The organism is Pseudomonas sp. AL03 (genome assembly GCF_029960815.1).
Lineage (GTDB): Bacteria > Pseudomonadota > Gammaproteobacteria > Pseudomonadales > Pseudomonadaceae > Aquipseudomonas.
Window position 1 is genome coordinate 393,629 of record NZ_JASBRE010000002.1, and the last position, 12,627, is coordinate 406,255.

13 protein-coding genes are annotated in these 12,627 nt (G+C 59.3%); 11 read left to right on the forward strand and 2 right to left on the reverse strand.

Annotated features, from left to right (window positions below):
• Positions 1 to 59 precede the first annotated feature (59 nt).
• Positions 60 to 863, forward strand: coding sequence for an IclR family transcriptional regulator (locus QK293_RS03995; protein WP_282375741.1), 804 nt, complete (start codon positions 60 to 62; stop codon positions 861 to 863).
• Here the strand turns inward: QK293_RS03995 and QK293_RS04000 are convergent, their stop codons facing one another.
• Positions 864 to 1,916: an NAD(P)-dependent alcohol dehydrogenase gene (locus QK293_RS04000; protein WP_282375742.1), complete on the reverse strand. Its 1,053-nt coding sequence runs from the start codon at positions 1,914 to 1,916 to the stop codon at positions 864 to 866.
• A 191-nt stretch (positions 1,917 to 2,107) separates the two neighbouring features.
• Between QK293_RS04000 and QK293_RS04005 the strand changes: the two genes are divergently transcribed.
• Positions 2,108 to 2,998 (forward strand): AraC family transcriptional regulator, encoded by an 891-nt coding sequence (locus QK293_RS04005; protein WP_282375743.1) that lies wholly within the window; start codon positions 2,108 to 2,110, stop codon positions 2,996 to 2,998.
• A gap of 51 nt (positions 2,999 to 3,049) precedes the next feature.
• Here QK293_RS04005 and QK293_RS04010 read toward each other — a convergent pair whose 3' ends face one another.
• Positions 3,050 to 4,714: an electron transfer flavoprotein-ubiquinone oxidoreductase gene (locus tag QK293_RS04010; protein WP_282375744.1), complete on the reverse strand. Its 1,665-nt coding sequence runs from the start codon at positions 4,712 to 4,714 to the stop codon at positions 3,050 to 3,052.
• Between the two features lie 546 nt (positions 4,715 to 5,260).
• Between QK293_RS04010 and QK293_RS04015 the strand changes: the two genes are divergently transcribed.
• The 9 genes from QK293_RS04015 (at position 5,261) to QK293_RS04055 (ending at position 12,319) form a co-directional block, all read left to right on the forward strand.
• Positions 5,261 to 6,010 carry an electron transfer flavoprotein subunit beta/FixA family protein gene (locus QK293_RS04015; protein WP_056745417.1) on the forward strand — a complete coding sequence of 250 codons (750 nt, stop codon included), beginning with the start codon at positions 5,261 to 5,263 and terminating at the stop codon, positions 6,008 to 6,010.
• A 2-nt stretch (positions 6,011 to 6,012) separates the two neighbouring features.
• A complete protein-coding gene (locus QK293_RS04020) occupies positions 6,013 to 6,942 on the forward strand; it encodes an FAD-binding protein (RefSeq protein WP_282375746.1) in 930 nt (309 codons plus the stop codon).
• An 81-nt stretch (positions 6,943 to 7,023) separates the two neighbouring features.
• Positions 7,024 to 7,860, forward strand: coding sequence for a transporter substrate-binding domain-containing protein (locus QK293_RS04025; RefSeq protein WP_282375747.1), 837 nt, complete (start codon positions 7,024 to 7,026; stop codon positions 7,858 to 7,860).
• Positions 7,861 to 7,869: 9 nt separating this feature from the next.
• The gene (locus QK293_RS04030) at positions 7,870 to 8,226 is read left to right on the forward strand and encodes a DUF4398 domain-containing protein (RefSeq protein ID WP_282375748.1); all 357 of its coding nucleotides are present in this window, start codon (positions 7,870 to 7,872) and stop codon (positions 8,224 to 8,226) included.
• Positions 8,223 to 9,035 (forward strand): OmpA family protein, encoded by an 813-nt coding sequence (locus tag QK293_RS04035; RefSeq protein WP_282375749.1) that lies wholly within the window; start codon positions 8,223 to 8,225, stop codon positions 9,033 to 9,035. Before QK293_RS04030 ends, QK293_RS04035 begins: the two co-directional genes overlap by 4 nt.
• Before the next feature lie 213 nt (positions 9,036 to 9,248).
• On the forward strand, positions 9,249 to 10,688 hold the full coding sequence (locus QK293_RS04040; protein ID WP_282375750.1) for a PLP-dependent aminotransferase family protein: 1,440 nt from the start codon (positions 9,249 to 9,251) through the stop codon (positions 10,686 to 10,688).
• A 90-nt stretch (positions 10,689 to 10,778) separates the two neighbouring features.
• On the forward strand, positions 10,779 to 11,252 hold the full coding sequence (locus QK293_RS04045) for a translation initiation factor 2 (protein ID WP_282375751.1): 474 nt from the start codon (positions 10,779 to 10,781) through the stop codon (positions 11,250 to 11,252).
• A gap of 165 nt (positions 11,253 to 11,417) precedes the next feature.
• On the forward strand, positions 11,418 to 11,672 hold the full coding sequence (locus QK293_RS04050; protein WP_282375752.1) for a YkgJ family cysteine cluster protein: 255 nt from the start codon (positions 11,418 to 11,420) through the stop codon (positions 11,670 to 11,672).
• A 41-nt stretch (positions 11,673 to 11,713) separates the two neighbouring features.
• Positions 11,714 to 12,319, forward strand: a complete 606-nt coding sequence (locus QK293_RS04055) for an START domain-containing protein (protein WP_282375753.1) — start codon at positions 11,714 to 11,716, stop codon at positions 12,317 to 12,319.
• Positions 12,320 to 12,627 lie beyond the last annotated feature (308 nt).

Here is a 12,627-nt window from a genome sequence, read left to right on the forward strand (position 1 = left end):
CGCAGCCGTCGGGCGACCATAATGCCGCCCGTTCACTCGCTCAACGGTAAAGGCTGGATATGCAGGAAGACGCCCCAAAAATCGCCAAGGACGCCGCACCGACCGGCACCCAGACACTGCTTCGTGGTTTGGGTGTGGTTCAGGCCGTGGCCAGTGGTGCCCGCGATCTCAAGGAAATCGCTCGGCTGATCGGCACCACACGCAGCACCACCCATCGTCTGGCCAGTTGCCTGGTGGACGAGCGTTACCTGCGTGTGGTGCCGCAAGTCGGTTATCTGTTGGGGCCGAAACTGATCGAACTGGGTTTCCAGGCGCGCGAAGAGCTGCCGCTGGTGACCCTTGCTGGGCCGTATCTGGATGAGTTGTCGGCGTTGACGGGCGACACCATTCATTTGGCGATTCGTGAAGGCGACGAGGTGCTGTACCTGCACAAGAATCCGGGGCGCAATGGCCCGGAAATGCGTTCGCGGGTCGGCCATCGCATGCCGTTGGCGCGTACCGGGATCGGCAAGGCATTGATGCTCGATGACACGCGGGAAGAATGGCAGCGGTTGTACGAAGTCAGTTTGCCGGCGGGTGGGAAAAATCAGTTCTGGCCGCAACACCCGGAGCAGTCCTGGGAGCAGTTTCAGCAGCGCATGGTCGAGTATGTGGCGGGCGGTTATGCCTTCGATCTGGAAGACAATGAACCGTCGATCCGCTGCGTGGCGGCGCCGATCCGCGATGCCAGCAAACGCATCGTCGCCGGCATCAGCATCGCCAGCACCGTGCCGTATATGCCGCTGGAGAAAATGGCCGAGCTGATTCCCCTGATCAAAGGGGTCACAGCCCGGCTGTCGGCGGAGCTTGGCGCTAGGGTCTGATCAGACCTTCAGTGTCGCCATATCGATCACGAAACGGTACTTCACATCACCTGCAATCATGCGGGCGTAAGCCTCGTTGATCTGGCGGATGTCGAGCATTTCGATGTCGCAGGTGATGTTGTGTTCGGCGCAGAAATCCAGCACTTCCTGGGTTTCTGCGATGCCGCCGATCAGCGAGCCGGCCAATACGCGACGGCTCATCACCAGTTTGCCGGCGTGGACCGGTGGATCGACCGGTTCGATCAGCCCGACCAGAATGTGCACGCCGTCGAAACGCAGCGTATCGAGGTAGGGGTTGAGGTCGTGCTGCACCGGAATGGTGTCCAGCAGGAAGTCGAAATGTCCTGCCGCGGCCTTCATCTGTTCGGCATCGGTGGACACGATCACGTGGTCCGCACCTTGGCGACGACCTTCTTCAGCCTTGCTCGCCGAGCGAGTGAACAGCGTGACTTCGGCGCCCATCGCCTTGGCGAACTTGATGCCCATGTGGCCGAGGCCGCCCATGCCGAGAATCCCGACCTTGTCGCCCGCTTTCACGCCGTAGTGCTTGAGCGGCGAGTAGGTGGTGATACCGGCGCAGAGGATCGGCGCGGCGCTGGCCAGGTCGAGTTTTTCCGGGATGCGCACGACGAAGTGTTCGCTGACCACGATGCTGTCGGAATAGCCGCCCATGGTGTTGCTGCCATCGACGCGGTCTGGGGTGGCGTAGGTCATGGTCGGACCTTCGAGGCAGTATTGCTCGAGGTCCGATTGGCAGGCTTCGCAGCTGCGGCAGGAATCAACCATACAGCCGACGCCGACCAGATCGCCGACTTTGTGCTGGGTGACGTTCGCACCGACGGCGGTAACTTTGCCTACGATCTCGTGGCCAGGCATCAGCGGGTAAACGGCAATGCCCCACTCGTTGCGTGCCTGGTGGATGTCGGAATGGCAGACGCCGCAGTAGAGAATATCGATCGCGACGTCGTCGGCCCGTGGGCTGCGGCGCTCGAATTTCACGGGGGCGAGGGGAGTGGTGGCCGACTGGGCGGCGTATCCGATGGCGGTGTACATGATGAACCTCGCAAAAGCTGTGACAGGTGAGGTGGCACATTCTGGGCGCCGCACCTGTCACCGGCCATGGCGATTCCTCCGGGTGTCATGCCTAATCCTCCGGCATCAGCCTTCAATGGGTCGCATTGGCGATCAGACCTGCGATGATGCTTTCATCCCTTTTTCCGCGACTTTTTTTGTGAAGAGCTCTCATGTTGTTGACCCGACATCTCGATGCCAATGCCACGCTGGTTTCGCTGATTCAACCTTTGACTAATCGCGATGGTTTCGCGCCCACGGCGTTGCCGGGTGTTCAGGTTTTGCGGGCCAGTTGTGATGTGGCTCGCGGCCCGCAGATCTACGAGCCGAGTCTGGTCATCATCGCCCAGGGCAGCAAGTTGGCGTATCTGGGGCCGCGTACGCTGGAGTACGGCGCCGGGCATTATTTGATTCAGGCATTGCCGGTGCCGTTCGAATGCGAGACGTTTTCGGCGCCGGATGGGCCGATGCTGGGCGTTTCCATCGCCATTGACCGGGTGTTGCTCGGTGAGTTGGTCTTGGCCATGGGGCTGGCGCCGGGGCGTAGTATTCCGGCGCAAACGCCAGAGTCCATGACCTCGGCGGTGCTCGACGATGCGATGCGTGGTTGTGTTGAACGGCTGCTGCGTTGCCTGCACGATCCGCTGGAATGCCAGGTTATGGGGCAGGCGCGATTGCGCGAGTTGTTGTTCGTCGCCTTGCGTGGGCCGCAAGCCGATGTGCTGCGGGCGCTGGTCGAACAGCAGGGGCAGTTCGCCCGGATCGCGGCGTCGCTCAGCCATCTGCATGCGCATTACACCGAGCCGCTGAACGTCGAAACCCTGGCCAGTTGCGCGAACATGAGTGCGTCGACCTTTCATGAGCATTTCAAACGCAGCACGTTGTTGTCGCCAGTGCAGTACTTGAAGCGCTTGCGCTTGCTCAAGGCGCAGCAGTTGTTGCTTGCCGAAGGTTTGGGCGTGGCACAGGTGGCGCATCGGGTCGGGTATCAAAGTACGTCGCAGTTCAGTCGCGAGTACAAGCGCTACTTCGAGCGTAATCCGGGCGATGAGCGCGCTGCCTGACGGACAACAAAAAGGCCCCCGTTCGGGAGCCTTGATGTTCAGGCATTCGACTTACATGTTCGGGTAAGTCGGGCCACCAGAGCCTTCCGGCGCCACCCAAGTGATGTTCTGTGCAGGGTCCTTGATGTCACAGGTCTTGCAGTGAACGCAGTTCTGGGCGTTGATCTGGAAGCGCTTCTCGCCGTCTTCCTTGGTCACCACTTCGTACACGCCGGCCGGGCAGTAACGCTGGGCAGGCTCATCGTACAGCGGCAGGTTCTTGGCGATCGGGATGCTCGGGTCGGTCAGCTTCAGGTGGCACGGCTGTTCTTCTTCATGGTTGGTACCCGAGATGAACACCGAGCTGAGTTTGTCGAAGCTGATCTTGCCGTCCGGTTTCGGGTAGTCGATCTTCTTGCAGTCGGCCGCGAGTTTCAGGCAAGCGTAATCCGGCTTGTTGTCGTGCAAGGTGAACGGCAGTTTTCCGCCGAAGATGTTCTGGTCGAGCCAGTTGAAACCGCCGCCGACGATGGCGCCGAACTTGTGGATCGCCGGGCCGAAGTTGCGGCTGGCGAACAGTTCGTCGTAGAGCCAGCTCTTCTTGAACGCGTCGACGTAGGTGGTCAGCTCTTCGGTGCCGTCCTTCTCGGCGAACAACGCCTCGGCCACGGATTCAGCGGCGAGCATGCCGGACTTCATCGCGGTGTGGCTGCCTTTGATCTTGGCGAAGTTCAGGGTGCCGAGGTCGCAACCGATCAGCGCGCCGCCCTTGAAGACCATTTTCGGCAGCGAGTTCAGGCCGCCCTTGCAGATGGCGCGAGCACCGTAGCTGATGCGCTTGCCGCCTTCCAGGTACTGCTTGAGCACCGGGTGATGCTTGAGGCGCTGGAACTCGTCGAACGGCGACAAGTAAGTGTTGCTGTAGGACAGGTCGACGATCAGACCCACTACGACCTGGTTGTTTTCCAGGTGATAGAGGAACGAGCCGCCGGTGTTTTCGGTGCCCATGATCTCCAGCGGCCAGCCGGCGGTGTGGACGACCAAGCCTGGTTGGTGTTTGGTCGGATCGATTTCCCAGATTTCTTTCAGGCCGATGCCGTAGTGCTGGGCGTCGGCCTCGCTGTCGAGGTTGAAGTGCTTGATCAGCTGCTTGCCGATATGGCCGCGGCAACCTTCGGCGAACAGCGTGTACTTGCCACGCAGTTCCATGCCCGGGGTGTACAGGCCTTCTTTCGGATGACCTTCGCGGTCAACGCCCAGATCGCCCGTGATGATCCCGCGAACCACGCCGTTCTCATCGAACAGCGCTTCCTGGGCGGCGAACCCCGGGTAGATTTCTACGCCGAGGTTCTCGGCCTGCTGGGCCAGCCAGCGGCACAGGTTGCCCAGAGAGATGATGTAGTTGCCTTCGTTGTGCATGGTCTTGGGCACAAAGAAGTCAGGAATCTTCTGCGCGCTGTCAGCGTTCTTGAGAACGAAGATGTCATCGCGGGTGACCGGCGTGTTCAGCGGGGCGCCAAGTTCTTTCCAGTCCGGGAACAATTCGTTCAGGGCGCGGGGTTCGAAGATCGCGCCGGAGAGAATGTGAGCACCGACTTCGGAGCCTTTTTCGACCACGCAGACGCTGATTTCCTTACCGGCTTCGGCGGCCTTCTGCTTCAACCGGCAGGCGGCGGAAAGACCCGCGGGGCCGGCACCGACGATGACCACGTCGAATTCCATGTATTCGCGTTCCACAGGTTATCTCCTACTCAAGGCTCAACAGTTTTTTCTAATTGGAGGTTTGGTGTCGCATCCATGAATTCCTGCGCAATGCAGGAAGAGGACAATCGATGAGCCACCTTTCTCTCTAAGGTGGCGCATTATATCTACACCACTCCTAGCGTCCAATACAAACGTTTGTTTGAATCGGCTCAAAGCCAGAGAAATCAAAGTCACGCGGCTTATGACTGGCCATTTTGCCGTATTGACCGGAATAGGCGTTCCGGTCAATATACGGTCGGTTTTGCGCTCGCCGTAGGCTGACTGTTGGTTTCAAGAGCACCTCTAAAGACAGGGCGATGGCAGTACAGGGTGATGCGCCGCGCAAGTTTGCTGCGCAGTTTACACGCCGCGATATTGAATGACTTGTCGGTCATCACTGACGAACGGTCATCTGCATCGTGAGCGCTTGTCACTTGACACCTTTGCCAGCGTTTTTAGAGGTGCCCTTGCGCCGATGAGCATCAAACCGCCAGGTTCGCCTAGGCGACTTTCTTTTCACCGGAGAGTAACGAGGAATCCATGAAGGTTCTTGTAGCTGTCAAACGCGTTGTGGATTACAACGTCAAGGTTCGCGTCAAGGCGGACAATTCCGGCGTTGACCTCGCCAACGTAAAGATGTCGATGAACCCGTTCTGCGAAATCGCAGTGGAAGAAGCCGTACGCCTGAAAGAGAAAGGTGTTGCGACTGAAATCGTCGTCGTCTCCATCGGCCCGTCCACCGCTCAAGAGCAACTGCGCACTGCGCTGGCTCTGGGTGCCGACCGCGCCATCCTCGTCGAATCCGCCGAAGATCTGACCTCCCTGGCCGTTGCCAAACTGTTGAAAGCCGTTGTCGACAAGGAACAGCCTCAGCTGGTGATCCTTGGCAAACAAGCCATCGACAGCGACAACAACCAGACTGGCCAGATGCTCGCAGCCTTGAGCGGCTACGGTCAGGGCACGTTCGCGTCCAAAGTCGAAATCAGCGGCGACACCGTTGCCGTGACTCGCGAAGTCGACGGCGGCGCGCAGACGGTTTCCCTGAAACTGCCGGCCATCGTCACCACCGACCTGCGTTTGAACGAGCCGCGCTACGCGTCCCTGCCAAACATCATGAAAGCCAAGAAGAAGCCTCTCGAAGTGCTGACTCCGGACGCTTTGGGCGTTTCCACCGCCTCCACCAACAAGACCGTGAAAGTCGAAGCGCCAGCTGCACGCAGCGCGGGTATCAAGGTCAAGTCGGTGGCTGAACTGGTCGAGAAACTGAAAAACGAAGCGAAGGTAATCTAATCATGACTATCTTGGTAATCGCTGAACACGACAACAAAGCAGTGGCCCCGGCCACGCTGAACACCGTGGCCGCTGCGGCCAAAATCGGTGGCGATGTTCATGTACTGGTTGCAGGTCAGGGCGTTGGCGCCGTGGCTGAAGCCGCTGCGAAAATCGCTGGCGTGGCTAAAGTGCTGGTGGCCGATAACGCCGCCTACGCTCACCAACTGCCGGAAAACGTAGCGCCGCTGGTTGCCGAGTTGGGCGCTGGCTACAGCCATATCCTGGCTGCTGCTACCTCCAACGGCAAAAACATCCTGCCACGCGTTGCCGCTCAGTTGGACGTTGACCAGATCTCCGAGATCATCTCGGTCGAAAGCGCTGACACCTTCAAGCGCCCGATCTACGCTGGTAACGCCATCGCTACCGTTCAGTCGAACGCTGCGGTCAAAGTGATCACCGTTCGCGCCACCGGTTTCGACCCGGTTGCTGCTGAAGGGGGTTCGGCGGCTGTTGAAGCCGTTGCGGCTGCGCACGACGCGGGCACTTCCAGCTTCGTCGGCGAAGAACTGGCCAAATCCGATCGTCCGGAACTGACCGCTGCCAAGATCGTCGTTTCCGGCGGTCGCGGCATGCAGAACGGCGACAACTTCAAACACCTGTACGCCTTGGCCGACAAGCTGGGCGCTGCCGTCGGTGCTTCCCGCGCCGCGGTCGACGCAGGTTTTGTACCCAACGACATGCAGGTCGGTCAGACCGGCAAGATCGTTGCTCCACAGCTGTACATCGCCGTCGGTATCTCCGGCGCGATCCAGCACCTGGCCGGCATGAAAGACTCCAAAGTGATCGTTGCGATCAACAAGGACGAAGAAGCGCCGATCTTCCAGGTGGCCGATTACGGCCTGGTGGCGGATCTGTTCGAAGCCATCCCTGAGTTCGAGAAGCTGGTCTAATCCAGCGGCCTGACTTATAAAGAGCCCGACCTTTTGGTCGGGCTTTTTTTTTGTTCCGGATTTGAGTGGGAGAGTGTCGCCATGGATCTGCGCCGCGTGGGTGGCTGGTCATTACTGCTGGGTCTGACAATGTTGCCGATGTTGTCCAATGCTGCCGGCAAGTGCGAACGCCTTGTGGTGACCGGCAGCCCGGATGCGCCACCGTACCTGTGGCAAGACCCGCAAAACCCCAAGCACCTGATCGGCGCCAGTGCTGACCTGTTGCAGCAAGTGGCGGGGGAGCTGGGGATCAAGGTCGAACTGCTTTACGCCGGCAAACGCTCTCAGGCCCTGGACGAAGTGCGCAGTGGGCGAATGGACATGCTGGCGGATGCGTCATTGACGGTCAGTGAACTGCAATCCCTGGACTACATTCATCCTCCGTTACTGGAAAACGATTACCTGGTCTGGACCCGCAAAGACTCGACGCTGGTCTCCAACGAAGCGCAGGACCTTCACGGTCATCCCGGCGCGTTGTCGGAAAAATCTCGCATGACCCCGGCATTTGGTACGTTCGCCGAGCAGCAATTGACCCTCATACGGACTCCCAACCTGACCCAAGCGTTTCAGAAATTGCTGCTGGGCGAGGTGGAATTTGTCCTTGCCGGACGCTACTCGGGCATGGCGGCTGCGCAGACACTTAACCTGGCCAACGACCTGATCGCCCGTCCACAACCGATCGACAAACCCGGCCTGTTCCTCGCGGTTTCCCACAACTCAGCCTGCAACGATCCGTGGTTGCGCGGACAGCTGGCCAAAAAGATGACAGAATTGCCCGCGTCCGGACTGACGGAAGCCGTGCTGCAACGCAATATCGAGCGCTGGAAGGCGCAACAGCAGCAATCGCCGCAACAACCCGTCAGTACCCCAAAACAGTAGGGATTTTTAGTGAGTATTCGACCTCTTTTCGCTGCCCTGGCCGTTCTGGCTCTGGCGGGTTGTGCAGCCGATCCGGCGCCGAATGAACAAATGCGCCTGACCGAACAGGCACTCGAGCAGGCAAAGGCCGTGGGCGCCACTGTCGACGACGTGCCGGAAATGAAACTGGCCGAAGACAAGTTCAACCGCGCCAAGGGCAGCATGAACGACCAATCCTTCAAGAACGCGCGCATGCGGGCCGAGCAGGCCGAGCTGGACGCGCGTCTGGCCGAAGCCCGGGTTCTGACCCTCAAGAGCGAGGAGCAGTTGAACGTGCTCAATACCCGCATCACTCGCCTGCGCAAGCAACTGGGAGATGCCCAATGAGCCTCAAGACCAAAGCACTCGGCGGTTTGATCCTGGCAGGCTGCGTAAGTCTCTATGGTTGTGCCGGTCAGCACAGCGAGGCCGCGTTGCAGCAAGCCAGTACTGACTTCCAGAAGGTCAAGGAAGACTCCAGCGTGCTGCGAATTGCGCCCAAGGACGTGATTCGCGCGGGTGAGTCGCTGGCCCGCGCCGATCGTCTGTCCAGCTACTGGGGCAGTGGATCGGACGTGCTGCATTACGCTTACCTGAGTGAGCGCTACAGCGAAATCGCGCGCGAACACACCAATCAGGTGCTCAACGAAGAGCGTGCAGCGAAGCTCGAACTGGAGCGTCAACGACTGCAACTGGCCCTGCGCGAATCCAAACTGCTCAGCGTGCAGCAGCAGGGCAAGTGGCTCGAAGAACAGATTGTCGCGCTGGCGACCACCCAGACCGACCGAGGCCTGGTGATGACCTTGGGCGATGTGCTGTTCGACACGGGCGAAGCAGAGTTGAAAAACTCGGCGAACCGCGTGGTGTTGAAGATCGTGCAGTTCCTGCAGCTCAACCCCAAGCGCGTGGTGCGCATCGAAGGCTACGCCGACAGTACCGGCGGCAAGCAGGAAAACCTCAAGCTGTCTCGCGACCGTGCGCAATCGGTAGCGAACGTGCTGATGGACCTGGGCATCGACGACAAACGCATCCAGGTCGAAGGGTATGGCGATGAATACCCGGTGGACGTGAACGCCTCCGAGCGGGGCCGGGCACAGAACCGTCGGGTGGAAATTGTGTTCTCCGACGAAAAAGGCCAGCTCGGCGCTGCCCGCTAAGGGCTGCGTCACTGGAAAACCCGGCCTGCCAGTCAGCGCCGGGTTTTTTTGTGCCTGCCATTTACCGCTCGCCGGGCCAATAAAAGCAGTACAGTTTTTGCTGACAATGCACTGTACGGTCGACTATTGTGGCAACTGTCCCAGTACACTTCTAAACTGTTCCGGTATTGTTTCACACAAGAATAAAATGCCCGTGAAATCGAGTGCTGCGTCATGACCAATCTCTTGCTCTACCAACGTATTGCTCAGCAACTGGCCGAAGACATCCGCCGTGGCGTCTATCAACCAGGGGAGCGCGTGCCTTCGGTGCGCAAGATGAGCTCGCAGCTCAACGTCAGCCACGCGACGGTGTTGCAGGCTTACGCCAACCTCGAGGATCAGGGGCTGATCCGCGCCCGGCCGCAGTCGGGTTACTACGTGCACCAGACCCCGGCCCTGACTGCGCCGACACCGGACATCGCCCGAGTCGAACGTCCCGGTCTGGTCACTCGCAGCAGCATCATTCAGCAAGTCCTGGTCGAATCTCGCCGCGAAGGTGTGTTCCCTTTGGGCGCGGCCGTGCCAAGCGTCGAATATCTGCCGGTGCGGGCGCTGCATCAGCAACTGGCTAAAGTCACCCGTTTCCATAGCCCGCGGGCTTTCAGCTACATGTTCAGCCCGGGTTTCGAACCGCTGCGTCGTCAAGTGGCGATCCGCATGCGCGATGCCGGCGTGGTGGTCGATCCGTCGGAAGTGGTGATTACCCACGGCTGCGTCGATGCCTTGCAGATGTCGTTGCGCGTGCTGACCCGGCCGGGTGACTTGATCGCCGCCGAGTCGCCGACCTACTACGGTTTGTTGCAACTGGCTGACCTGCTGGGCCTCAAGGTCATCGAAATCCCCAGCGATCCAGCCACTGGCATGAGCCTCGAAGCCTTGCAACTGGCGGCCAACCAGTGGTCGATCAAGGCGCTGGTGTTGACCACTCGCCTGAGCAATCCATTGGGCGGCACCATGCCTGAAGAGCGGCAAAAGCAACTGCTGCGTCTGGCCTCGGATTTCGATATCCAGATTGTTGAAGACGATATCTACGGCGAGTTGATGTTCGAGCAGGGTCGCACCAAGTCGCTTAAAGCCTACGATCGGCTGGACCGGGTGATCTACTGCTCAAGTTTCTCCAAAACCCTGTCGCCGGGCGTGCGGATCGGCTGGATGATTGCCGGTAAGTACCAGCAGGAGATCCAGCGTTTGCAAACCTTCAGTACCCATTCGGCCTGCAGCGTCACGCAAATGGGTATTGCGGCCTATCTGGAGAACGGTGGTTACGACCGGCATTTGCGCTACATCCGTCAGGAGTACCGCAAGAACCTCAGCGCCTTCCAGCTGGCCGTGCAGCAATACTTCCCGGAAGGCACACAGATGACCCGGCCTACCGGCGGCTTCATTCTTTGGGTCAGTCTGCCGGGGCGGGTCAACACTCAGGAGCTGCACGTTCGTGCGTTGCAGCAGGGCATCAGTATCGCGCCGGGGCTGATTTTCAGTAACACCGAGCAGTTCAATCACTGCATTCGGCTGAACTGCGGCACACCGTGGAACCGTGAAGCCGAGCGTGCATTGATGACCTTGGGCATGCTGGCCACCCAGCTCTGCCAGGAGATGGCTGGCGGCCTGTGACGGGGCGGGGGCAGGTTATTCCTGTCCGTGCTTGTCATGTTGCCTGCAACAGGCGAGCATATGGCCTCATGCCGTTGCGCCGTTGGGTCCATGAAATCGATTTTCCCCGCCGTCTGGCTTTCGATCTGCCTGCTGATGACCTTCCAGGTCGAAGGCGTCATGGCGGCTTCCGTTCAGGAAAAACCGGCAACCAACGCCACTTCGAAAAAACCGGCCCCGGCCAAGAAAGCCGCGCCGGTCAAAAAGAAAGCCGCCAAGGTGAAAAAACGACCGCCGATTGCTTCCAAGTCCAAACCCGCCAGTGAAGTCGTGAAAACCAAGCTTCCTTCGGTCGACCTGGATTTGAGCCTGCCCGAGGACATGGCCGAGGAGTTGAAACCGATCGGTACGGTAGCGTTGCCACGGCACGATGCCGTATTGCCGCAAATGTTCGGTGACAAGGCTGGCAGCACGCCGTTTCAGCTCAACGGAAGGCTGATCAGCAACGAAATGCAGTTGCAACTGCGCAACGAAGAGCGCCGTGAAGTCGAAGGCGCAGCGCTGGAATTCGAGTTCAAGCGGTAATTCCCTCCCATCTGTGACCCGCTGGCCAGACGCTTTGTCGGAGACTGGTCAGTCACGCTGGTTTGAGCGAAAAAACCCGGGCCCAGGCAATTTTAAACAAGCGTTTTAGCGGTTACTCTGTGCCACGTCCTTTAACACATCGCCCATCGCGAGGAGCTCGTCGTCATGAAATGCCGTGAAGGCTGTGGCGCCTGTTGCATTGCCCCTTCCATCAGTTCACCGATTCCCGGCATGCCTAAGGGCAAAGCCGCCGGAGAACGTTGCGTACAACTCTCTGTCGAAAACCTGTGCAATGTGTTTGGCAAACCGGAACGTCCTTCAGTGTGTTCGGCGTTCGAAGCCGACATCGAAGTCTGCGGAAGCAGCAGTGACGAAGCGATCAGATTGCTGGGTTGGTGGGAGCAAATGACGGCTGCGTGATGTGTTCACCGAACGGAACTTCAACAATAAGGAATAAGATTATGGGTTCGCTGCAACGTATGGCTGTGCTGTGTGGTTTGACGGTAATGCTCGCCACCACGGCTGCTCAGGCCGAAGACTGGAAAGTCGCCAAGGAACAGGACGGCATCAAGATCTCCTTGAGCGAGGTGGCCGGCTCCGATTACAAGGCCTACCGTGGTGTCACGCTGATGAAGACCACCCTGGCCAAACTGCGCGCATTGCAGGAAGACGTGCCAGGGGCCTGCGCCTGGATTCACGAATGCAAGACCCAGAAGTTGCTCAAACACGAAGGTGATCAGAGCTGGACTTACACCCAGTTCAATACGCCTTGGCCGGTCACCGCGCGTGATTCGGTGCTGCATGTGACCACCGTCGAGGGTGCCGATGGCAGTCTGACCCGTAAACTCGAAGGCGTGCCGAAGTACATTCCTGAGGAAAAAGGCTTTGTGCGGGTGACCAAGGTCGACGGTTTCTGGAAGTTCGTGCCCAAGGGTGATCAGATCGAAGTGACCTATCAGGTGCACACTGAGCCGGGCGGTAGCATACCGTCGATGGTGGCCAACAAGTTTGTGGTCGATGCGCCGTTCAATACCCTGAAAGCCCTGAAAGAACGCGCTGAGAAGTAATCGATTCGCTCTTTTGATAAAACGCCTCGACTGGTTCGGGGCGTTTTCTATTTGGTAGGGCGGTTTATTTGATCGGGGGCAGATCCGTTTCTGCGGTCGCGGCCGCTTAGGGTTCCGCCCTTACGGCGGGTCACTTGGAAAAGCCCCAAGTAACCAAGGGCTCTTGCCCCTGACGTTCGGTGCCTCGCCTAGGCTCGGCATGCCCTCGCTCCGGTCCTGCTCCGTGGGCCCGCCGCCATCGGCCATCCATGGCCCAGAGTGTGTAAAAACAGGCTCAAGCATCGTCGGCGCGTAGCGCCGACGAGTGT

What these genes read in the sequence shown, in the direction of transcription:
- QK293_RS04055 (WP_282375753.1), top strand. Translation starts at nt 11,714, where the DNA reads ATGGGTTCGCTGCAACGTATGGCTGTGCTGTGTGGTTTGACGGTAATG.
- QK293_RS04035 (WP_282375749.1), top strand. Translation starts at nt 8,223, where the DNA reads ATGAGCCTCAAGACCAAAGCACTCGGCGGTTTGATCCTGGCAGGCTGC.
- QK293_RS03995 (WP_282375741.1), top strand. Translation starts at nt 60, where the DNA reads ATGCAGGAAGACGCCCCAAAAATCGCCAAGGACGCCGCACCGACCGGC.
- QK293_RS04040 (WP_282375750.1), top strand. Translation starts at nt 9,249, where the DNA reads ATGACCAATCTCTTGCTCTACCAACGTATTGCTCAGCAACTGGCCGAA.
- QK293_RS04045 (WP_282375751.1), top strand. Translation starts at nt 10,779, where the DNA reads ATGAAATCGATTTTCCCCGCCGTCTGGCTTTCGATCTGCCTGCTGATG.
- QK293_RS04020 (WP_282375746.1), top strand. Translation starts at nt 6,013, where the DNA reads ATGACTATCTTGGTAATCGCTGAACACGACAACAAAGCAGTGGCCCCG.
- QK293_RS04050 (WP_282375752.1), top strand. Translation starts at nt 11,418, where the DNA reads ATGAAATGCCGTGAAGGCTGTGGCGCCTGTTGCATTGCCCCTTCCATC.
- QK293_RS04025 (WP_282375747.1), top strand. Translation starts at nt 7,024, where the DNA reads ATGGATCTGCGCCGCGTGGGTGGCTGGTCATTACTGCTGGGTCTGACA.
- QK293_RS04000 (WP_282375742.1), bottom strand. Translation starts at nt 1,916, where the DNA reads ATGTACACCGCCATCGGATACGCCGCCCAGTCGGCCACCACTCCCCTC.
- QK293_RS04015 (WP_056745417.1), top strand. Translation starts at nt 5,261, where the DNA reads ATGAAGGTTCTTGTAGCTGTCAAACGCGTTGTGGATTACAACGTCAAG.
- QK293_RS04005 (WP_282375743.1), top strand. Translation starts at nt 2,108, where the DNA reads ATGTTGTTGACCCGACATCTCGATGCCAATGCCACGCTGGTTTCGCTG.